Origin of the sequence: Comamonas resistens (genome assembly GCF_030064165.1) — a bacterium.
GTDB lineage: Bacteria > Pseudomonadota > Gammaproteobacteria > Burkholderiales > Burkholderiaceae_C > Comamonas > Comamonas resistens.
Genome location: NZ_CP125947.1, coordinates 1417261 through 1440055, shown reverse-complemented (window position 1 = coordinate 1440055; position 22795 = coordinate 1417261). Strand labels below are relative to the sequence as shown.

The 22795-nt window shown below is 57.6% G+C and carries 13 protein-coding genes, 3 tRNA genes and 2 rRNA genes; 7 read left to right on the top strand and 11 right to left on the bottom strand.

Annotated elements, in window-relative coordinates; all coding sequences use genetic code 11:
• Nucleotides 1-118: 118 nt before the first annotated feature.
• From QMY55_RS06545 to cysS, 10 genes are all read right to left on the bottom strand, one after another.
• A 23S ribosomal RNA gene (locus QMY55_RS06545) occupies nucleotides 119-2996 on the bottom strand.
• A 367-nt stretch (nucleotides 2997-3363) separates the two neighbouring features.
• Nucleotides 3364-3439 (bottom strand) — tRNA-Ala (locus QMY55_RS06540).
• 30 nt (nucleotides 3440-3469) lie between these two features.
• Nucleotides 3470-3546, bottom strand: a tRNA-Ile gene (locus tag QMY55_RS06535).
• Nucleotides 3547-3652: 106 nt separating this feature from the next.
• Nucleotides 3653-5187 (bottom strand): 16S ribosomal RNA (locus QMY55_RS06530).
• The 16S and 23S rRNA genes sit together here with 3 tRNA genes alongside, the layout of an rRNA operon.
• A gap of 339 nt (nucleotides 5188-5526) precedes the next feature.
• A tRNA-Ser gene (locus tag QMY55_RS06525) sits at nucleotides 5527-5619 on the bottom strand.
• Between the two features lie 54 nt (nucleotides 5620-5673).
• Complete coding sequence (locus QMY55_RS06520; RefSeq protein WP_283487865.1) at nucleotides 5674-6939, bottom strand: aspartate kinase; 1266 nt, start codon at nucleotides 6937-6939, stop codon at nucleotides 5674-5676.
• Nucleotides 6940-7032: 93 nt separating this feature from the next.
• A complete protein-coding gene (gene tilS / locus QMY55_RS06515; protein WP_283487864.1) occupies nucleotides 7033-8022 on the bottom strand; it encodes a tRNA lysidine(34) synthetase TilS in 990 nt (329 codons plus the stop codon).
• A gap of 159 nt (nucleotides 8023-8181) precedes the next feature.
• Complete coding sequence (locus tag QMY55_RS06510) at nucleotides 8182-9159, bottom strand: acetyl-CoA carboxylase carboxyltransferase subunit alpha (RefSeq protein ID WP_283487863.1); 978 nt, start codon at nucleotides 9157-9159, stop codon at nucleotides 8182-8184.
• 57 nt (nucleotides 9160-9216) lie between these two features.
• Complete coding sequence (locus QMY55_RS06505) at nucleotides 9217-10068, bottom strand: DNA-3-methyladenine glycosylase family protein (protein WP_283487862.1); 852 nt, start codon at nucleotides 10066-10068, stop codon at nucleotides 9217-9219.
• 49 nt (nucleotides 10069-10117) lie between these two features.
• Complete coding sequence (gene cysS / locus QMY55_RS06500; protein WP_283487861.1) at nucleotides 10118-11503, bottom strand: cysteine--tRNA ligase; 1386 nt, start codon at nucleotides 11501-11503, stop codon at nucleotides 10118-10120.
• Between the two features lie 219 nt (nucleotides 11504-11722).
• Between cysS and QMY55_RS06495 the strand changes: the two genes are divergently transcribed.
• The 4 genes from QMY55_RS06495 (at nucleotide 11723) to QMY55_RS06480 (ending at nucleotide 14566) form a co-directional block, all read left to right on the top strand.
• Complete coding sequence (locus tag QMY55_RS06495) at nucleotides 11723-12295, top strand: tetratricopeptide repeat protein (RefSeq protein ID WP_283487860.1); 573 nt, start codon at nucleotides 11723-11725, stop codon at nucleotides 12293-12295.
• A 133-nt stretch (nucleotides 12296-12428) separates the two neighbouring features.
• Entirely contained in the window at nucleotides 12429-13013 is a 585-nt protein-coding gene (locus QMY55_RS06490; RefSeq protein WP_283487859.1) for a peptidylprolyl isomerase, read from the top strand.
• 74 nt (nucleotides 13014-13087) lie between these two features.
• A complete protein-coding gene (locus tag QMY55_RS06485; RefSeq protein WP_283487858.1) occupies nucleotides 13088-13615 on the top strand; it encodes a peptidylprolyl isomerase in 528 nt (175 codons plus the stop codon).
• Between the two features lie 135 nt (nucleotides 13616-13750).
• Nucleotides 13751-14566, top strand: coding sequence for a UDP-2,3-diacylglucosamine diphosphatase (locus tag QMY55_RS06480; RefSeq protein WP_283487857.1), 816 nt, complete (start codon nucleotides 13751-13753; stop codon nucleotides 14564-14566).
• Between the two features lie 154 nt (nucleotides 14567-14720).
• Here QMY55_RS06480 and QMY55_RS06475 read toward each other — a convergent pair whose 3' ends face one another.
• Nucleotides 14721-16367 carry an acyl-CoA synthetase gene (locus QMY55_RS06475; protein WP_283487856.1) on the bottom strand — a complete coding sequence of 549 codons (1647 nt, stop codon included), beginning with the start codon at nucleotides 16365-16367 and terminating at the stop codon, nucleotides 14721-14723.
• Between the two features lie 578 nt (nucleotides 16368-16945).
• Between QMY55_RS06475 and dnaG the strand changes: the two genes are divergently transcribed.
• The 3 genes from dnaG to QMY55_RS06460 all read left to right on the top strand — a co-directional run bounded on the left by dnaG (nucleotide 16946) and on the right by QMY55_RS06460 (nucleotide 22784).
• A complete protein-coding gene (gene dnaG, locus QMY55_RS06470) occupies nucleotides 16946-18928 on the top strand; it encodes a DNA primase (protein ID WP_283487855.1) in 1983 nt (660 codons plus the stop codon).
• A gap of 275 nt (nucleotides 18929-19203) precedes the next feature.
• On the top strand, nucleotides 19204-21624 hold the full coding sequence (gene rpoD / locus QMY55_RS06465; RefSeq protein WP_283487853.1) for an RNA polymerase sigma factor RpoD: 2421 nt from the start codon (nucleotides 19204-19206) through the stop codon (nucleotides 21622-21624).
• Between the two features lie 146 nt (nucleotides 21625-21770).
• Nucleotides 21771-22784, top strand: coding sequence for a Bug family tripartite tricarboxylate transporter substrate binding protein (locus QMY55_RS06460; protein WP_283487852.1), 1014 nt, complete (start codon nucleotides 21771-21773; stop codon nucleotides 22782-22784).
• Nucleotides 22785-22795 lie beyond the last annotated feature (11 nt).

Sequence of the window (22795 nt, the reverse complement as noted above, 5' to 3'; positions counted from 1 at the left end):
TCTCCAACGAATTCATAGAGTCTTCTATCAGCTTTTCGATTGCGCCATCACTTGGCATAACTTGAACGATCTTTCGATCCATTCCGTCTTCATTTTCTGAGCTTCAACCCAAAGTTATAGGGTCAAGCCGCACGGGCAATTAGTACTGGTTAGCTTAACGCATTACTGCGCTTCCACACCCAGCCTATCAACGTCGTGGTCTACAACGACCCTTCAGGGGGCTCAAGGCCCCGGCAGATCTCATCTTGAAACGAGTTTCCCGCTTAGATGCTTTCAGCGGTTATCTCTTCCACACTTAGCTACCCTGCGATGCCACTGGCGTGACAACAGGTACACCAGAGGTGTGTCCACTCCGGTCCTCTCGTACTAGGAGCAGGCTTCCTCAAATCTGCAGCGCCCACGGAAGATAGGGACCAAACTGTCTCACGACGTTTTAAACCCAGCTCACGTACCTCTTTAAATGGCGAACAGCCATACCCTTGGGACCGACTACAGCCCCAGGATGAGATGAGCCGACATCGAGGTGCCAAACACCGCCGTCGATATGAACTCTTGGGCGGTATCAGCCTGTTATCCCCAGAGTACCTTTTATCCGTTGAGCGATGGCCCTTCCATACAGAACCACCGGATCACTATGTCCTGCTTTCGCATCTGCTCGACTTGTCAGTCTCGCAGTTAAGCACGCTTATGCCATTGCACTATCGTCACGATGTCCGACCGTAACTAGCGTACCTTCGAACTCCTCCGTTACGCTTTGGGAGGAGACCGCCCCAGTCAAACTGCCTACCATGCACTGTCCCCGATCCAGATAATGGACCTAGGTTAGAACCTCAAACGCACCAGGGTGGTATTTCAACGTTGGCTCCATGCGATCTAGCGACCGCACTTCAAAGCCTCCCACCTATCCTACACAGATCCGTTCAAAGTCCAATACAAAGCTACAGTAAAGGTTCATGGGGTCTTTCCGTCTTTCCGCGGGGAGATTGCATCATCACAAACATTTCAACTTCGCTGAGTCTCAGGAGGAGACAGTGTGGCCATCGTTACGCCATTCGTGCAGGTCGGAACTTACCCGACAAGGAATTTCGCTACCTTAGGACCGTTATAGTTACGGCCGCCGTTTACTGGGACTTCAATCAAGAGCTTGCACCCCATCATTTAATCTTCCAGCACCGGGCAGGCGTCACACCCTATACGTCCACTTTCGTGTTTGCAGAGTGCTGTGTTTTTATTAAACAGTCGCAGCCACCAATTTTTTGCAACCCCTTTTAGCTCCGTTTGTTCAACTTCACTGACTTGGGGTACACCTTCTCCCGAAGTTACGGTGTCAATTTGCCGAGTTCCTTCTCCTGAGTTCTCTCAAGCGCCTTAGAATACTCATCTCGCGCACCAGTGTCGGTTTGCGGTACGGTCGTCAATAGCTGAAGCTTAGTGGCTTTTCCTGGAAGCAGGGTATCACTCACTTCGTCTGCAAGCAGACTCGTTATCACCCCTCATCTCAGCCTGGCGGATTTGCCTACCAGGCACGACTACAGGCTTGAACCAACATATCCAACAGTTGGCTGAGCTAACCTTCTCCGTCCCCACATCGCACTATTGATCGGTACAGGAATATTGACCTGTTTCCCATCAGCTACGCATCTCTGCCTCGCCTTAGGGGCCGACTCACCCTACGCCGATGAACGTTGCGTAGGAAACCTTGCGCTTACGGCGAGGGGGCTTTTCACCCCCTTTAACGCTACTCATGTCAGCATTCGCACTTCTGATACCTCCAGCATCCGTTACCAGACACCTTCACAGGCTTACAGAACGCTCTCCTACCACGCACAGTAAACTGTGCATCCGCAGCTTCGGTAACTGGCTTAGCCCCGTTACATCTTCCGCGCAGGACGACTCGATCAGTGAGCTATTACGCTTTCTTTAAATGATGGCTGCTTCTAAGCCAACATCCTGACTGTTTTAGCCTTCCCACTTCGTTTCCCACTTAGCCAATTTTAGGGACCTTAGCTGGCGGTCTGGGTTGTTTCCCTCTTGAGTCCGGACGTTAGCACCCGGTGCTCTGTCTCCCAAGCTGTACTCGTCGGTATTCGGAGTTTGCATAGGTTTGGTAAGTCGCCATGACCCCCTAGCCTAAACAGTGCTCTACCCCCGACGGTAATACTTGAGGCACTACCTAAATAGTTTTCGGAGAGAACCAGCTATTTCCAAGTTTGTTTAGCCTTTCACCCCTATCCACAGCTCATCCCCTAATTTTGCAACATTAGTGGGTTCGGACCTCCAGTACCTGTTACGGCACCTTCATCCTGGCCATGGATAGATCACTTGGTTTCGGGTCTACACCCAGCGACTAGTCGCCCTATTCGGACTCGATTTCTCTTCGCCTCCCCTATTCGGTTAAGCTTGCCACTGAATGTAAGTCGCTGACCCATTATACAAAAGGTACGCCGTCACCCCGAAGGGCTCCGACTTTTTGTAAGCATACGGTTTCAGGATCTATTTCACTCCCCTCCCGGGGTTCTTTTCGCCTTTCCCTCACGGTACTGGTTCACTATCGGTCGATGATGAGTATTTAGCCTTGGAGGATGGTCCCCCCATATTCAGACAGGGTTTCTCGTGCCCCGCCCTACTTGTCTGCAGCCTAGTACCACCGATCGGTTTTCACATACGGGACTATCACCCACTATGGTCGGCCTTTCCATGCCGTTTTGTTAACCGATCGACTATCACTGCAAGGCTCTTCCGAATTCGCTCGCCACTACTATCGGAATCTCGGTTGATGTCTTTTCCTCTGGGTACTTAGATGTTTCAGTTCTCCAGGTTCGCTTCGCATACCTATGTATTCAGTATGCGATACCTCTTGCGAGGTGGGTTCCCCCATTCAGAAATCTCCGGATCAAAGCTTATTTGCCAGCTCCCCGAAGCTTATCGCAGGCTATCACGTCTTTCGTCGCCTATCATCGCCAAGGCATCCACCATATGCTCTTAGTCACTTGACCCTATAACTTTGATGCCTCTTGCGAAGCACAAAGCTCTAGATTTCAAAGACTGGTGAGGTCTTGCACCTCACGCGTTATGCCGTAATGTGAATATCTTTGGCTGCATCTTTCAATGCAGCTTAGAGAATATTCGTCATTACTAGATAATTTCGCATTCGCAAAATATCTGTTTTGACGCAATCAAAATGTTGCTGGCGGCACGGTGCGAATATCTTTCGATTTCGCTTTCCACCAGCAACGCTGATTTCGACTCTATGAATTTTTAAAGAACAGCCTATTGAGATGTATCTCAATACAAAAGCAGTCTGACGCAGACTGCTTTTGTATTGGGAAGCCTTCGATTGTAGCACTTTTAGTGCGCCGTTTTTGGTGGAGGATGACGGGATCGAACCGACGACCCCCTGCTTGCAAAGCAGGTGCTCTCCCAGCTGAGCTAATCCCCCGGGATCCTTCTCACCAGACATTGGAATTTTTGGTGGGTCTAGTTGGGCTCGAACCAACGACCCCTGCGTTATCAACACAGTGCTCTAACCAGCTGAGCTACAGACCCATTCCAATTCCTCGCCCCTCTCGAATTGCTTCGATCAGTGCCAGGCCTTGGCTTGTTCCAACAACCGATAAGTGTGGACGTTCAATTTTAAGCAGCGTTTTTCCAGAAAGGAGGTGATCCAGCCGCACCTTCCGATACGGCTACCTTGTTACGACTTCACCCCAGTCACGAACCCCGCCGTGGTAAGCGCCCTCCTTGCGGTTAGGCTACCTACTTCTGGCGAGACCCGCTCCCATGGTGTGACGGGCGGTGTGTACAAGACCCGGGAACGTATTCACCGTGACATTCTGATCCACGATTACTAGCGATTCCGACTTCACGCAGTCGAGTTGCAGACTGCGATCCGGACTACGACTGGCTTTATGGGATTAGCTCCCCCTCGCGGGTTGGCAACCCTTTGTACCAGCCATTGTATGACGTGTGTAGCCCCACCTATAAGGGCCATGAGGACTTGACGTCATCCCCACCTTCCTCCGGTTTGTCACCGGCAGTCCCATTAGAGTGCTCAACTGAATGTAGCAACTAATGGCAAGGGTTGCGCTCGTTGCGGGACTTAACCCAACATCTCACGACACGAGCTGACGACAGCCATGCAGCACCTGTGTTACGGTTCTCTTTCGAGCACGAAACCATCTCTGGTAACTTCCGTACATGTCAAAGGTGGGTAAGGTTTTTCGCGTTGCATCGAATTAAACCACATCATCCACCGCTTGTGCGGGTCCCCGTCAATTCCTTTGAGTTTCAACCTTGCGGCCGTACTCCCCAGGCGGTCAACTTCACGCGTTAGCTTCGTTACTGAGTCAGTTAAGACCCAACAACCAGTTGACATCGTTTAGGGCGTGGACTACCAGGGTATCTAATCCTGTTTGCTCCCCACGCTTTCGTGCATGAGCGTCAGTGCAGGCCCAGGGGATTGCCTTCGCCATCGGTGTTCCTCCGCATATCTACGCATTTCACTGCTACACGCGGAATTCCATCCCCCTCTGCCGCACTCTAGCCTTGCAGTCACAATGGCAGTTCCCAGGTTGAGCCCGGGGATTTCACCACTGTCTTACAAAACCGCCTGCGCACGCTTTACGCCCAGTAATTCCGATTAACGCTTGCACCCTACGTATTACCGCGGCTGCTGGCACGTAGTTAGCCGGTGCTTATTCTTACGGTACCGTCATGACCCGAGGATATTAGCCTCAGGCTTTTCGTTCCGTACAAAAGCAGTTTACAACCCGAGGGCCTTCATCCTGCACGCGGCATTGCTGGATCAGGCTTGCGCCCATTGTCCAAAATTCCCCACTGCTGCCTCCCGTAGGAGTCTGGGCCGTGTCTCAGTCCCAGTGTGGCTGGTCGTCCTCTCAGACCAGCTACAGATCGCAGGCTTGGTAAGCCTTTACCCCACCAACTACCTAATCTGCCATCAGCCGCTCTAGTAGCACAAGGCCCGAAGGTCCCCTGCTTTCATCCGTAGATCTCATGCGGTATTAGCCACTCTTTCGAGTAGTTATCCCCCACTACTAGGCACGTTCCGATGTATTACTCACCCGTTCGCCACTCGCCACCAGACCGAAGTCCGTGCTGCCGTTCGACTTGCATGTGTAAAGCATGCCGCCAGCGTTCAATCTGAGCCAGGATCAAACTCTATAGTTCGATCTTGAATTTAAAGTCTTTCGACTGCTCATTCACTTGACGGAAATCAGAAGATAAATCTTCTTTATTACTGTTTTTGTGAACGTTTGATAACTCCGAAGAGTTTGTTCCGTAGAACTGGCTGCTTGCCACCAAACGCCCACGCTTATCGGCTGTATTTTTTTAAGGAACCGAGACAAAATCAGCCAAAACCAATTTCAAATCCCGTTGCTTGCTGCGATCAGCGAAGCCTTGCATTGTAGCACAGTTTTCTGTACTCAAACCAAAGTTTTGAAACCTTTTGTCAAAACCCAAGAGACCTTGACAAAAAGAAAAAGCCTTTCGGCTTTTTCTTTGATTTGGCGGAAACGGAGGGATTCGAACCCTCGATGAGGCTCTACACCCCATACTCCCTTAGCAGGGGAGCACCTTCGGCCACTCGGTCACGTTTCCGGAATGACGTTATTGTAAACAGCTTTTTGAGCTGTTTTTGGAAAGTCGCGAAAATTATTCGCTTTTATCCAAACCGAAGGCCGTGTGCAAGGCACGTACAGCCAGTTCCAGGTACTTCTCGTCGATCACGACAGAGGTCTTGATCTCGGAGGTGGAGATCATCTGGATGTTCACGCCTTCCTTGCTCAGCGTGCGGAACATGGTGGAAGCCACGCCCACATGGCTGCGCATGCCGATGCCAACGATGCTGACCTTGGCGATATTGGGATTGCCCACCACTTCGGAAGCACCCAGGGCAGGCACAACCTTTTCACGCAGCAAATCCATAGCGCGCTGGTAGTCACCTTGGCTGACGGTGAAGGAGAAGTCTGTCTTGCCATCCTTGGAGATGTTCTGGATGATCACATCGACTTCGATGTTGGCATCGGCCACAGGGCCCAGGATGGCAGCAGCCACGCCGGGGGTGTCGGGCACGCCGAGCACGGAGATCTTGGCTTCGCCGCGGTTGAAAGCGATGCCGGATACGACAGCCTTTTCCATTTTTTCGTCTTCCTCAAAAGTAATCAGCGTGCCGGACTTGGCTTCTTCTTCCAGATCGATGTCCCAGGGCGTGAAGCTGGAGAGCACGCGCATGGGCACCTTGTATTTGCCGGCAAATTCCACGGAACGGATCTGCAGCACCTTGGAGCCGAGGCTGGCCATTTCCAGCATCTCTTCAAAGCTCACCGTACCCAGGCGCTTGGCAGCGGGCACCACGCGAGGGTCGGTGGTGTAGACGCCATCCACATCGGTATAGATCAGGCATTCAGCCGCCTTCATGGCAGCAGCCACGGCCACGGCAGAGGTGTCCGAGCCGCCTCGACCCAGGGTGGTGATGTTGCCGTCAGGATCGATACCCTGGAAGCCCGTGACGATGACCACACGGCCGGCCTCGAGATCGGCACGCACGCGCTTGTCGTCAATCGATTCGATGCGCGCCTTGGTGTAGCTGCTGTCGGTGCGCACCGGCACTTGCCAGCCAGCGTAGCTGACCGACTCCACGCCTTCGCCCTGCAGCGCAATGGCCAGCAGTGCAGACGATGCCTGCTCGCCAGTGGCGGCCAGCATGTCCAGCTCACGGTAGTACGAAGTCTGTGCGTGACTGGGTGCCAGCTCGCTGGCCAGACCCAGCAAACGGTTGGTTTCGCCACTCATGGCGCTGGGCACAACCACCATCTGGTGACCTGCCCGAGCCCACTTGGCCACGCGCTTGGCGACGTTGCGGATGCGCTCTGTCGAGCCCATCGAGGTGCCGCCGTATTTATGAACGATCAGTGCCATTGGATACTAAAGGGTGACGAAACAGCAGCCACGGCGCAGATCACAAAGGTTTTGGCGCGCCGGCGGTTTTCGTACAGGTAAAAAAACCAAAACCTAGGAATTGTACCAACCGAGACTTGCCCCCTGGCGTTCCACAAAACCCCGTCCCACCTTGATATGGATGCGGTGCCCTCGCGTAGTGCAAACGCCGACCTGCGCAACGAGCTGCGCAAGCTGGGCCGCGGTGGGTGTCGTGTGATATGCACTGAGCAGCCAATGACGCAGGACATTGGACTGACGCGCCAGCGGCAAGGCCTGCAGGTCGCGGATACGCGGCGGCACGCCCACAGCCAGCAGGTCTGATGCAGCCAGGTCACTCAGCAGATCAGCCGCCTGGGCACAGTTCGCACTGCTGCGTGCGAAGGTGCTGCGAAATTGAGGAAACACCTGCTCCAGAACCGGCAGCAACTGGGCGCGAATGCGGTTGCGGGTATAGCCTTGGTCGTTATTGGACGGGTCTTCCACCCAAGCCACCTCTTTCTGCACCAACCAATCTCTCAATGCCTGGCCAGGCACCGCCAGCAAAGGCCTGAACCATTGCAGTCCCGCCCTCTGCCACTGAAACGGCATGGCCGCCAACCCCGCCACACCGGCACCACGCGAGAGCGCGAGCAGCAAGGTCTCCACCTGGTCGTCCGCATGCTGGGCCAGCGCGATGGAGCACACGGGCTCCAGCTCTCGCCCCTCGTCATCCACCCAGCTTTGGGTCGTCGCATCGATCAGCGCCTGATAACGTCCTTGCCGCGCCGCATCTTCGGGGCTTTGCCCCGGCTCGTGACGAGCATCAATCTTGCAGACCTTGAGCGGTATGGCATGTTGAGCACAAAGATGCTCGCAGTGCAGCTGGAAGCCATCCGCTGCCTCCTGCAAGCCATGGTGCACATGAATGGCCCTCACCAGCCCGGGCCAACGCGCATGGCAGGCCAGCAGCAAAGCCGACGAATCCGCTCCGCCGCTGAAGGCAATCGCCAGAGGCAAAGGAGGATCGAATGCCGCGACGGCCTGATCCACCACATTCACAAGCGCCTTAGATTTGCCTGACATACGCCACCACTCCTCAATAGTCACATTTCATAGCTATCACCGCTTTTCAGCAAAGGGCTTGAGGCCTTTTTCATTGAAAGCCAGACTGGTTTGCCGTTGCTCAAATACAAATGGCTCCCTAAGGAGCCATTGTGTACAAGGGGCATTAGAGCGCCGCGATCAGCGATTGTCCGCCTTGGTATCGGCAAACTTGCCGTAGCTCTGGATGCGCTCGTAGCGGCGATCCTGCAGCTCCTTGGGCTTGAGATCCGACAGCTGACGCAAGGCATCGCCCAGCGCACGCTTGAGGAAGGCACCCATTTGCTTGGGATCGCGATGAGCACCACCTACAGGTTCGCTGACTATCTTGTCGACCAGCCCCAGAGCCTTCAGGCGATGAGCGGTGATGCCCATGGCATCCGCTGCTTCCTGTGCCTTTTCGCCCGTCTTCCACAGAATGGAAGCGCAGCCTTCGGGGCTGATCACCGAGTACACGGAGTACTGCAGCATCAGAACCTGGTCAGCCACGGCAATCGCCAGTGCACCGCCCGAGCCACCCTCACCGATGATGGTGGTGATGATGGGAGTCTGCAGCTGCGACATTTCATAGATGTTGCGACCAATGGCTTCGGACTGACCGCGCTCTTCGGCGTCGATACCGGGGAAGGCACCGGGCGTATCCACAAAGGTGAACACAGGCAGCTTGAACTTCTCGGCCGTCTTCATCAGACGCAAGGCCTTGCGATAGCCTTCGGGGCGCGTCATACCGAAGTTGCGCAGCGTGCGCTCCTTGGTATCGCGGCCCTTTTGATGGCCGATCACCATGCAGGGCTGGCCGTTGAAACGAGCCAGACCGCCGACGATGGACTGATCATCCGCAAAGTGACGATCGCCATGCATCTCGACAAAGTCGGTAAAGCACTCGCGCAAATAGTCGAGCGTGTAGGGACGCTCGATATGGCGGGCAATCTTGGTGATCTGCCAGGGGGTCAGATCGCTGTAGATATCCTTAGTCAGCTGCAGGCTTTTTTTGCTGAGCTGATCGATTTCTTCCGAGATATCGACTGCGCTTTCCGTTTGCACATAACGCAGTTCTTCAATTTTGGATTCGAGCTCGGCGATGGGCTGCTCAAAATCCAGAAAGTTCTTTTTCGCCAACGTATTTCTCCTTGTGCCAGCCTGTTGCAACGCTTGCAATCGGCCAGTGGACAGATGTCATCCAGCCACAGGCTGCGCCTCGAGCGAGCGCCAAATATACCAAGTTGCAACCGTACACCACGGTTTCCAAGCCTCGGCAACCTCTCGGGCATCACTGCGACTGACAGGATCACCCGAAAAATAATTGAGAGAGATGCCCTGTATCAAACCGGCATCATCGAGCGGCAGCACATTGGGCCGCGCCAGGTAGTAGATCAGAAAATTTTCAGCCGTCCAACGGCTCAGACCACGGATGGCCATGAGCTCGGCAATGATGGCGTCGTCCCCCATCTGCTCCCACTCGTCCATGCGCAAACGGTTTTCCGTGAAGTGCAGCGCCAGATCGACCAGATAGTCCACCTTGCGCGCCGACAGCCCCGCAGCACGCATATCGTCCACCTTGAGCTTGAGCACTAGCTCGGGCTTTATCTCGGCCAGCAGCCTGGAAAACTTGTTCCACAGCGTCTTGGCCGATTTGACGGCAATCTGCTGACCCACGATGGAACGTGCCAGCGTGGCAAAGGCTTCATCCCGACACTGCTCGCGCGGCGGCAGCGCCTGACTGCTGAGCAGAGGAATCAGCCGCTTGAGCACGCGGTCGCGTCGCATCAGCTGGCGACAGGCTTCTGCCCAGTAAGCAGGAACGCCCTCAGGCAATGTCAGTTGCACCTTGGGAGCAGCCGGCTTGGCAGCCACAATGGCTTTTGCAGGCGCCGTGTCCTTGCTCATCCCCGCAGGAGCTTCTACGTGCGCCGCAACTCCCATCGGAGCCACTGGCAGAGGAGCCTTGGGCCCGACGAGCACGGGCAGATCAGCCACCAGCGGCAGCTGCTCGTACTCCATGGTGTCCAGGTGTTTGGCCGCGCTCATGCGAGGCCTCCAGCACCGCAGCGACGGTTGACAGGGTTATGCATCAAGATCAACCCTTGGCCGCCGCTTCCCAGGTCGTGCCGGAGGCCGAATCCTTGAGCACGATGCCCTGCTCCAGCAGCTCCTTGCGGATGCGGTCGGCCTCGGCCCAGTTCTTGTCAGCCTTGGCTGCAGCACGTGCGGCAATCTGCGCCTCAACGGCGGCAGCATCCACGCCTGCGGTACCAGCCTGCAGAAACTTCTGCGGATCATCCTGCAGCAGACCCAGGCTTGCGCCCAGCGCCTTGAGCAGACCCGCCACAGCAGGAGACTTGCTGCGGTTGACTTCAGCAGCCAGCTCGAACAGCACGGCGACCGCTTCGGGCGTGCCGAAGTCTTCGTCCATGGCCGCCTTGAAGCGAGCCGCATAAGGATTGCTCCAATCCACCTGCACCTCATCAGCCGCCACCAGACTCAGTGCCGTGTACAGACGTTTCAAGGCACTGCGAGCATCGTCCAGGTGCACGTTCGAATAGTTGAGCGGGCTGCGGTAATGGCTGCGCACGACGAAGAAACGCACGGTCTCGGCGTCGTATTCCTTGAGCACGTCGCGGATGGTGAAGAAGTTGCCCAGCGACTTGGACATTTTCTCGTTGTCCACGTTGATGAAGCCGTTGTGCATCCAGGTCGCAGCAAACGGTTTGCCGGTAGCACCTTCGCTCTGGGCAATCTCGTTCTCATGATGGGGGAACTGCAGGTCCGCACCGCCACCGTGGATGTCAAAGCTCTCACCCAGCAACTCGCAGCCCATGGCCGAGCATTCGATATGCCAGCCGGGACGCCCCTCGCCGAACGGGCTTTGCCATTTCACATCGGCAGGCTCCTCGGCCTTGGCGGATTTCCACAGCACAAAGTCCAGCGGATCATGCTTGCCATCGGCCACGGCTACGCGTTCGCCGGCGTTGAGCTCGTCCAGCGACTTGCCCGAGAGCTTGCCGTAACCAGGGAACTTGCGCACAGCATAGTTCACGTCGCCATTGCCGGCCTGATAGGCCAGTCCCTTGGTCTGCAGCATGCCAATCATGGAGAGCATCTGCGGCACATATTCGGTGGCGCGTGGCTCCATCGTGGGACGCTCGATACCCAGTGCATCGGCATCCTGGTGCAGCGCGTCGATCATTCGATCGGTCAGGCTGCGAATGGTCTCGCCGTTCTCCACCGCACGCCTGATGATCTTGTCATCGATGTCGGTGATGTTGCGCACATAGGTCACGCGATAGCCGCTGGCACGCAGCCAGCGCTGAACCACATCGAAAGCCACCATGGATCTGGCATGACCCAGATGGCAGAGGTCGTACACCGTCATGCCGCATACATACATGCGCACATGGCCCGGTTCGATGGGCGAAAACGATTCCAATGCACGCGACAGCGTGTTGTAGATACGCAAACTCATGAATCTTGAAATAGGGAGAGAGGGTGGCCACCAGCCGCACCGGCATGCTGCTTTGCATCAACCGTGCCTGCCATACCCTGAGGCTGAAAAATGCGCACAAGCATCCGGACACACAACGGCCCTTACCGACGCCCAGGCTCCATACACCCCTCAGCTACAATTCCCGCCAGTATAAGCCCGTGCCGCAGAGCTCTCTTGCGGCATATAGAAAGCACCTACATGCCTGTACGCAACTTGTTGAGTTCGGCAGCACGGGTGGCAGCAATTGCTGTCATGCTGGCTGCCGGTAGCGCCTACGCCGATGCTTACGCAGATGTCTCCCAACTGCTCAAAACTGGCAAAGCACCGCAGGCGCTGAAAAAAGCCGACGAATATCTGGCCAAGAATTCCCGCGATCCGCAAATGCGCTTTTTGCGGGCTATTGCCCTGACCAATGACAACAAGACGGAAGACGCCATCACCGCCTTTCGCCAGCTGACCGAGGAATATCCGGAGCTACCCGAGCCCTATAACAACCTGGCCGTGATCTATGCCCGCCAGGGTGAGCTGGACAAAGCCCGCGCAGCACTGGAGTCTGCGGTGCGCAACAACCCGAACTACGCGGTGGCCTACGAAAACCTGGGCGATATCTATGCGCGCCTGGCTTATCAGGCCTATGCCCAATCCCGGGCCAAGGGCGGCCGCCCTGCGGCCCTGAACCCCAAGCTCAAGCAGCTCAAGGAGTTGCTGCAGCCGACAGCTGCGGCGCCCACCCCAGCCCCTTTAGCACCTGCAGCACCTGCGCAGCACTAAACCCCGCTCTCTGCGCTTCCGTTTCTTTTCATTTCTAGTTACGCCTCTTGCGAAAGCAGGCTGGCGCCCTCAGCTCCGAGCCTGCACTTTCATAATTCCATGGATGTCCAGGCTTCCCAACAAGGATGAGACCATGCTGAAAATTCGCCGAAACAGCCTTAAAGCCCTTTCAGCCATTGCGCTGACAGCTACTATTTTTGCTGCCCCCAGTTTTGCCCAGGCGCAGTCCAAGGTGCAGCTCAAGACCAGCATGGGCGACATCGTGGTCGAGCTCAATGAAGCCAAGGCGCCCAAGAGCACGGCCAATTTCTTGCAATATGTGCGTGACAAGCACTACGACGGCACGGTGTTCCACCGCGTCATCGATGGCTTCATGATCCAGGGCGGCGGCATGGATGCAGACATGAAGGAAAAAACCACTCGCGCGCCCATCCCGCTCGAAGCCAGCAACGGCCTGAAGAACGACCGCGGCACGATTGCCATGGCACGCACCGGCAACCCCAATTCGGCCACTTCACAGTTCTTCATCAATGTGGTGAACAACGACATGCTGAACGCCCCCAAGCCTGACGGCTACGGTTATGCCGTATTCGGCAAGGTCATCAAGGGCATGGATGTGGTGGACAAAATCCGCGCTGTCGCCACGGGCAACCGCGGCATGCACCAAAATGTGCCTACGACGCCCGTGACCATCATCTCGGCGACCGAGGTCAAGTAAACCCTCTTCCACCATGGCGGCGCCGCAATGCATGACAGCGCCCCCTCCCTCTCACACTTCAAGAAAGTACAGACATGAGCAACCCCCAAGTCGAACTGCACGTGACCATCAACGTGGCCGAGACCGCAACTCAAGGCGTGATCACCCTGGAACTGGACGCCGTGAACGCCCCCAAGTCCACCGAGAACTTCCTGAACTATGTGAACAGCGGCTTCTACAACGGCACCATCTTCCACCGCGTGATCAAGAATTTCATGATCCAGGGCGGCGGCTTTGCGGCTGACATGAAGCAAAAGGACACCCAGGCTCCTATCGAAAACGAAGCCAAGAACGGCCTGAAGAACGACAAGTACACCATTGCCATGGCTCGTACCAGCGATCCTCACAGCGCCACCGCCCAGTTCTTCATCAACACCGTGGACAACGGCTTCCTGAACCACACCGCCCCCACCGGCCAGGGCTGGGGCTATGCCGTGTTCGGCAAGGTGGTCAAGGGCGAGGAAGTCGTGGACGCCATCAAGAAGGTGCGCACCACGCGCAAGGGCTTCCATGACGACGTGCCTTTCGACGCCGTGGTGATCGACAAGGCAGTGGCCCTGTAATCTCCCCCTGGGGCGCTAACGCGCCTTCCCCCTCTCTGCTTCGCGGAGGGGGACGACGGCCTCGCTGCGGGGCGGCCCTTGCTTGCCGTCTCTCGCACGAGGCCGTTGTTGTTTTAGAAGCCGCTTATTTTTCAAATGACTGAATCCACCGTTCATTCAGATCCCCGTACGGCTGCCCCTCAGGTGGCGCAGTTGCAAGGCGCACCCGACTGGCGGGCTATCGACTTTATTTCCGATCTGCATCTGCAGCCTTCGGAGCCACAGACGGTTGAAGCCTGGCGTGACTATCTGGCGCGCAGCAGCGCCGACGCCATCTTTATGCTCGGCGATCTGTTTGAAGTCTGGGTGGGTGACGATGCTCTGGATGAGTCCGGCAGCTTTGAAGCCGAATGCGCTGCTGTGCTACGCGAGGCGGCGCAGCAGCGCCCGCTGTTCTTCATGGTCGGCAACCGCGACTTTCTGGCCGGTCAAGCATTTCTGCGCCGCAGCGGCATGACAGGCTTGTCCGACCCGACGGTGCTGCACTGGGCCGGCCCGAACATCTTGCTCAGCCATGGCGATGCGCTGTGCCTGGACGATGTGGAGTACCAGCAGTTTCGCGCGGTCTCACGCTCGGCCGCCTGGCAGCAGCAGTTGCTGGCCCAGCCACTGACCATACGCCGCGCGATTGGCAAATCCGCCAGAAGCGAAAGCGAGCAACGCAAGCAAAGCGACACGCCCTACGCGGATGCCGATGCGCAGATGAGCGCCACCTGGATGCAGGCGGCGCAAGCGCCCTGGCTGATTCATGGCCATACTCATCAGCCTGCCGACCATGCGCTGGGCAACGAGCAGTGGCGCATCGTGCTCAGCGACTGGCATATTGATGGAGACATACACCGCGCCGAGGTGCTGCGCGTGACGCCCGAAGGCTGGCAGCGCATAAAGCCTGAACAGGCTGGCACTGTTTGATACGCTATTCAAAGCAGAGCTGCTTGCGCTTGGTATTCATAGATTTTGGCCATGAATCCCTTGAAACTCTATGAATAATGTGCGCAAGCAGCTATGAAATAAAAAGCCCAAGCCTTGACGACTCGGACTTCTCATGGGGCAAACAGTGTCCGGCTCAGACGGTAGGAGCCGAGTTTTCACCCGCCTGTTTGCGCAGCTCGAACTTCTGGATCTTGCCCGTGCTGGTCTTGGGCAGCTCGCCAAACACCACATTGCGCGGCACCTTGTAGCCAGCCAGATGCTTTTTGCAGTGGGCAATGATGTCCTCTGCCGTGGTTTCGGCGCCGGCCTTGAGCTCCACAAAAGCGCAAGGCGTCTCGCCCCACTTGAGGTCGGGCTTGGCCACCACGGCAGCGGCCAGCACTGCAGGATGGCGGTACAGCACATCTTCAACCTCGATGGAAGAAATGTTTTCGCCGCCCGAGATGATGATGTCCTTGCTGCGGTCCTTGATCTGGATATAGCCATCGGGGTGCTGCACCGCCAGGTCGCCGCTATGGAACCAGCCGCCACGGAAAGCCTCGTCCGTCGCCTGCGGGTTCTTGAGATAGCCCTTCATGGCGATATTGCCCTGGAACATGATCTCGCCCATGGTCTGGCCGTCGTGCGGCACGGGCTGCATGGTCTCGGGGTCCAGCACCGCCGCCGAGCGCTGCAGATGGTAGCGCACGCCCTGACGCGAATTGAGGCGTGCGCGCTCGCCGATATCGAGTGCATTCCAGCTCTCGTGCTTGGCGCAGACCGTGGCCGGACCATAGGTCTCGGTCAGGCCGTAGACATGGGTGATGTCAAAGCCCATGGCTTCCATGCCTTCGATCATCGAGGCCGGTGGCGCGGCCCCCGCCACCATGGCCTTGACACCCATGGGCACCCCCTCCTTCATCGCAGCCGGCGCATTGACCAGCAGGCTGTGCACGATGGGCGCACCGCAGTAATGCGTCACGCCATGATTGCGGATGGCGTCAAAGATCGCCTGCGCATCCACCCGGCGCAGGCAGACGTTCACCGCTGCACGCGCCGCCACCGTCCAGGGGAAGCACCAGCCATTGCAATGGAACATGGGCAGCGTCCATAGATAGACGGCATGCTTGGGCATGTCCCACTCCAGCACATTGCTGATGGCATTGTTGTGCGCGCCGCGGTGGTGGTAAACCACGCCCTTGGGGTTGCCCGTGGTGCCGCTGGTGTAGTTCAGCGCAATGGCATCCCACTCGTTGACAGGCGGCTGCCAGTCGAAATCTGCATCGCCCTGGGCCACAAAGCTTTCGTAGTCGATGGTTCCAATCTGCTCGGCGGCTGCGCCGTAGACGGCGTCTTCGACCTGAATCACATGAATGGTCTTGCCGCTCTTGCGCAGCTTCAACGCCTTGGCCATCACGGCCGTGAACTCCGGGTCCACGATCAGCGCCTTGGCTTCGCCGTGATCCAGCATGAAGGCCAGGGTTTCGGCATCCAGCCGGGTATTGAGCGTGTTGAGCACCGCACCCGACATGGGTACGCCAAAATGCGCCTCCACCATGGGCGGCGTGTTGGGCAGCATCACGGCCACGGTGTCGTTCTTGCCAATGCCGATTTTCTGCAGGCTGCTGGCCAGCTGGCGACAGCGCACATAGGTCTGGCCCCAGCTCTGGCGCAGGTCGCCATGGACGATGGCTAGGCGCTCGGGATAGACCTCGGCCGTGCGCGCAATGAAATGCAAAGGGGTCAGTGCCGCATAGTTGGCGGTATTGGGGTTCAGGTGCAGGTCGTAAGAACTCGTCATATTTGTCTCCTGCAGCTTTTCTAACGCAGTTTGCTGAACAGCAGGCTTACAACCCAGCGGATTCCCCAGTTGTTCACGGAACAGGCGCGCAAGTCACTGATCTGCATCAAGCCTCTGATTCCCTGAGAGCCGGCTCCACTCTCGCGGGCAAAAGCAAAGTACCCCACAGGGGCATTGCTCACCGGCAATCATTTCAGCAGTTTCTGAAAAAGCATTAAATCCATTAAAAACATAGGCTTGAGAACAAGATCATGCTCACCCTCGCAGGCATCCATGCTCTCTTTTCATGCAAGTCATCTATAAGACATCATTTATCTGACATGGCAATGCAAAGAGCCGCGAATCAATCTTAGAATGCGCATATGTCTTGAGACGATGACTGCCTGCACAGGCAGACATGTCGGGTTCCCTCCCCGCACGGAGCCCGGCCTGAATCTCTCAGGATGGTGTGGAGGAGGAGACGTTTTAGAGGAGCGTCTGGACAAGATCCAGACAACCGGAGACCAGGCCTGCACCCAAGGGTGCAGGCTTTTTTTTGCCTGCCGCCCGGGGATTGCTCATCAAGGCAAAATACGCGGGTGGCCATTCCCCAATCGTTTATCCAAGAGTTGCTGTCCCGCGTCGACGTGGTCGACATCGTGGGTCGCTATGTGCAGCTCAAAAAGGGCGGCGCCAACTTCATGGGCCTGTGCCCGTTCCACAGCGAGAAGTCGCCCTCCTTCACTGTCAGCCCCAGCAAGCAGTTTTTTCACTGCTTTGGCTGCGGCAAGAACGGCAACGCCATCGGCTTTCTGATGGAGCATGCCGGCATGGGCTTTGTCGAGGCCGTGCAGGAGCTTGCCAATCAATGCGGCCTGCAAGTGCCGCAAGACGACATCAGCCCTGCCGAGCGCCAACGCCAGGCCCAGCAAAAGCAGAAGGCCGAGACCCTGAGCGACCTGCTGGAAAAAGCCGGCGAGTCCTATCGCAAGCATTTAAGGGCGGCGCCCAAGGCCATCGAATATCTGAAAAAGCGCGGCGTCTCGGGCGAAGTCTCCAAGCGCTTCGGCCTGGGTTACGCCCCCGCGGGCTGGCATGGCCTGGCCAGCGTGTTTGCCGAGTACGACAACCCGCAACTTGAGGAATGCGGGCTGATCATCGTCGGCGAAGAAGACAGCCGCCGCTATGACCGCTTCCGCGACCGGCTGATGTTTCCCATTCGCAATGTCAAAGGCGAATGCATAGGTTTTGGCGGGCGCGTGTTTGGCGATGAAAAGCCCAAATACCTGAATTCCCCAGAAACCCCGGTCTTTCACAAGGGCCGCGAGCTCTACGGCCTTTATGAAGCCCGCCAGGCGCTGCGCGACATGGGCTATGCCCTGGTCACCGAGGGCTATATGGACGTGGTGGCACTGGCGCAGCTGGGCTTTGCCAATGCCGTGGCCACACTGGGTACGGCCTGCACGCCAGAACATGTGCAAAAGCTGTTTCGCTTCACCGACGCCGTGGTCTTCAGCTTTGACGGCGACGGCGCGGGCCGGCGCGCGGCGCGCAAGGCGCTCGATGCCGCCCTGCCCCTGGCCACGGACACTCGCTCCATCAAGTTTCTGTTTCTGCCATCCGAGCATGACCCGGACAGCTTTATCCGCGAGTTCGGCCCCGAAGCCTTCTCCCGCTATGTAGGCGATGCCACACCGCTGAGCCGCTTTCTCATAGAAGCGGCCAGCGAGGGCTGCGACCTGGGCCAGACCGAGGGCCGTGCCCATATGGCCAGCAACGCCAGGCCGCTGTGGTCGCTGCTGCCTGATGGCGCGCTCAAGCGCCAGTTGCTGTCCGAGATTGCCTCTCTGGCACAGCTCGACACCCGCGACCTCTCCGACATCTGGGCCCAGGAAGCGGCACGTACCGCTCCCATTGCACGACGCGCCCCCGCGGCCCCCGACAATCAGGCGCCCGAGTGGGATGCACATCCCCAGAGCTGGGACAGCGCGCCGGAATGGGAGATGCCCGGCACCCCGGCTGCTCACCCGCCACAGGACGGCGGCAGCTGGCGCAGACGGCTCGAGTTCAGCAACCGCCAGCGCAAGCCCTGGGGCAAAAAAGGCGAAGACTGGACTCCTCCACCTCTGGGCCCCCGCCCCACGCCCGTGAGCCGGGAAGATCAGGCAGCCCGCATGCTGATGTGCCATATGGAGTTCATGGAAGAAATGACCCATGAGGACTTCGATGCGCTGGCGAGCTGCAACAGCAGCCATGCGCCCTTGTTTCGCTGGCTGGAAGCCCAATTTACTGAATCAGGCCCCCGTTCCTGGGCGGTTCTGCGCGAACAGATGCAAGGCGCTGCTTGCGAGGCCCTGGCCAGCAAGCTGATGAATGGTGCTCATGCCACGCCCGAAGGCGAAGTCGAGGAGTTGCGCCGTGAGCTGCGTGGCACCCTGAACCTGATTTTGGTGGAGCATCTGAAGCGCGAAGAAGGAAAAGCCCTTAAAGAAATAGCAACAGATCCAACTGCAGCAAGGCGCTACATTGAATTTCAGGAAAGACGAAAAAAATTATCTGTAATTATGAGTGCCAGCTCTTGACATCTGATTAAAAGGTATAATTTAAAGGTTAGAGGCAAGAGCGACAGCAGCACCTCCGGCCAGGGCCCCGTGAAGGAATCACGTGATGGCAGCAACTGCATGGCCCAATTTCCGCAAGGACTGCACACCAAATGATCGCCCCAATATCTTGCCCAGGAGCTTCTTGCTCATTCTGATCAGGCCCGGCCTGATTGCGCGCCAGCATGCGTGGCGTTTGTTTGCATATTCCGTTTTCCTTTGTGTGTTTGTGTGTGTTCGTACCGTGAGAGGTGTTCATGCCCGTTTCAAAGTCCGTGAAGTCCAAGCAGGCCCCCGAAGCTTCCGCGAAGCCCAAGACCTCTAAAACTTCCACTTCCGCTGCAGCGCCCTCCAAGGCCAGTACCAGCAAGCCTGCAGTGAAGAAGAGTGCCGCAACTGCGGCCGAAGCCAAGAAAGACACCACAGTGGTTACCAAGTCACAAGCCGAACTCAAAGCCATGGCCGATGCGCTGCTGGCACAGGCAACCCCCAAGCGCGGCCGCAAGAAGGCTGCCGAAGATGAAGATGCAGCCGCAACGCCTGCGGTGAAGAAGCCTGCCGCCAAGAAGACCGCTGCAGCCAAGGCTCCCGCTGCAAGCGCCGACGCCGCCAAGGCACCTGCCAAGCGTGGTCGCAAGCCCAAGGCCAAGGACGAGGACATGGACGACGCAGACCTGTCGGACATCGACAGCGATCTGGAAGGTGAGGTCGAAGAAGAAGTGACTGCAGAAGCCTCTTCCGCTCCCGCCGAGAAGGTCAAGCCTCTGCGCATGAAGATCAGCAAGGCCAAGGAACGTGCCTTGATGAAGGAATTCGGCCTGGACGAGACCGTTCTGACCGAAGAGGAAATGAACACCCGCCGTCAGCGTCTGAAGATGCTGATCAAGCTGGGCAAGACTCGCGGCTACCTGACGCACGCCGAAATCAACGACCACCTGCCCGACAAGCTGGTCGACGCCGAGACGCTGGAAGTCGTGATCTCCATGTTGAACGACATGGGCGTGGCTGTGTACGAGCAGACTCCCGATGCGGAAACCCTGCTGCTGAACAACACCGGCCAGTCGGCCACCACCGAGGAAGAAGCGGAAGAAGAAGCCGAAGCGGCTCTGTCCACCGTGGACTCCGAATTCGGTCGCACCACCGACCCTGTGCGCATGTATATGCGTGAAATGGGCACGGTCGAGCTGCTGACGCGCGAAGGCGAAATCGAAATCGCCAAGCGCATTGAAGGCGGCCTGATGGACATGATGGAAGCCATCTCGGCTTCGCCTGCGACCATCGCCGAAATCCTGACCATGGCCGAGGAAATCCGCGAAGGCAAGGTCGTCATCTCCACCGTGGTGGACGGCTTCGTCAACGCCGACGAAAACGACGACTATGTGGCCGAGGAAGACTTCGACGAATACGACGAAGAAGACGACGACGACGGCAAGGGCGGCTCCAAGGCACTGACCAAGAAGCTCGAAGAGCTGAAGAACGAAGCGCTGAGCCGCTTCGACGCCATGCGCGAACTCTTCGACAAGATGCACAAGGTGTATGACAAGGAAGGCTACGGCACCGAGGCATACATGAAGGTGCAAAAGGCCATCACCGAACAGCTGATGACCATCCGCTTCACGGCCAAGACCATCGAGAAGCTCTGCGATCTGGTGCGCGCCCAGGTGGACGACGTGCGCAAGAAGGAACGCGAGTTGCGCAAGATCATCGTAGACAAGTGCGGCATGTCGCAGGAGCAGTTCATCAAGGACTTCCCGCCCAACCTGCTGAATCTGGAATGGGTGATCAAGCACGCCAATGCCGGCAAGCCCTACAGCGCCGTGCTGGAGCGCAACATCCCCCCCGTGCAGGAGCTGCAGCAGAACCTGATCGACCTGCAGGCCCGCGTGGTCGTTCCGCTGGATGAGCTCAAGAGCATCAACAAGCGCATGAACAACGGCGAGCGCGCCAGCCGCGATGCCAAGAAGGAAATGATCGAGGCCAACCTGCGTCTCGTGATCTCCATCGCCAAGAAGTACACCAACCGCGGCCTGCAATTCCTGGACCTGATCCAGGAAGGCAATATCGGCCTGATGAAGGCCGTGGACAAGTTCGAATACCGCCGCGGCTACAAGTTCTCGACCTATGCAACCTGGTGGATTCGTCAGGCCATCACGCGCTCCATCGCCGACCAGGCCCGCACGATCCGCATCCCCGTGCACATGATCGAAACCATCAACAAGATGAACCGCATCTCGCGCCAGCACTTGCAAGAGTTTGGCTTCGAGCCCGATGCGTCCATCCTGGCAGCCAAGATGGAGATCCCCGAGGACAAGATCCGCAAGATCATGAAGATCGCCAAGGAGCCGATCTCGATGGAAACCCCCATCGGCGACGACGACGATTCCCACCTGGGCGATTTCATCGAGGACGGCAACAACACCGCGCCTATCGACGCCGCCATGCAGGCCGGCCTGCGCGACGTGGTCAAGGACATCCTTGACGGCCTGACACCACGCGAAGCCAAGGTGTTGCGCATGCGCTTCGGTATCGAGATGTCCACCGACCACACGCTGGAAGAAGTGGGCAAGCAGTTCGACGTGACGCGCGAGCGTATCCGCCAGATCGAAGCCAAGGCGCTGCGCAAGCTCAAGCACCCCTCGCGCTCCGACAAGCTGCGCAGCTTCATCGACTCGCTGTAAAGTCAAGCTGCACAATCGGTACCATGCCGATTCCTGCTATCAAGCCCTGGCCCGTAAAAGCCGGGGCTTTTTTGCATGTAGCTCAGGTCAGCAAGCCTTTGCTTGCACGCCAGGCACCATGCCGGCTTAACAAAAGGAAACAAGCCATGACTGACCCTATCCGCAAAATCACCGGCCACGCCCTTTCACGCCGCCAGTGGCTGGGCTACTCCTCGGCCCTGCTTGCGAGCTCCAGCCTGGGCATGGCAAGCGCGCAAACCAACCCGGCACTGCGCCTGGGGGCACAGATACGCATCGTGATTCCGGCCAACCCCGGCGGCGGCTGGGACCAGACGGGGCGGGCGCTCGGTACAGCACTGACCAGCAGCGGCATGGTCGACAAGGTCATCTACGAAAACATAGGCGGCAAGGGTGGCACCATCGGACTGGCCGAATACACCCAGCGCTATGGCAGCGACCCCAACAGCCTGATGATCGGAGGCATGGTCATGGTCGGTGCGCTGGCCTTGAACAAGGCGTCTGCGGATCTGCAGAAAGTGCAAGCCCTGGCACGCCTGACCAGCGACTACCTGGTCGTGGCCGTACCTGCAGACTCCCCCATCAGCGACCCCAAGTCTCTGGCCAAGGCCATGCGCGAAAACCTGGCCTCGGTGACTGTTGCCGGCGGATCTGCGGGCGGTGTGGACCATATGTACGCAGGAATGCTGGCCCGCCTGTCCAAGGCCAATGCCGAGCAATTGCAGTACAAGGCTTTTCCGGGCGGCAACGACGTGGTACAGGCCTTGCTGCAAAAGCAGGTACAGGTAGGTATCTCGGGCTACAGCGAGTTCCGGGATGCCCTGCAAAGTGGCAAGCTGCGCGCGCTTGGCGTCTCCTCCCGGCGAACCCTGTTCGGCATTGCCTCCATGCGTGACCAGGGCGTTGACGCGGAGATGTCCAACTGGCGTGCTGTTTTTACAGGTAAAAACCTGCCTGCAGCGCGCTCCCAGCAAATGACTGCAGCTATTGAATTTGCAACAAACCAGGCCAGCTGGAAGCAAAGCCTGAGCAGCAACAGCTGGAATGCCTCGTGGCAGACAGGAAAATCGCTGCAGGACTTTCTGGAAATCGAAACCTCTACGGCGCAGCTCATGAGCTACCTGCTCAAGCTCAAGACTTGAACTTTCATAGT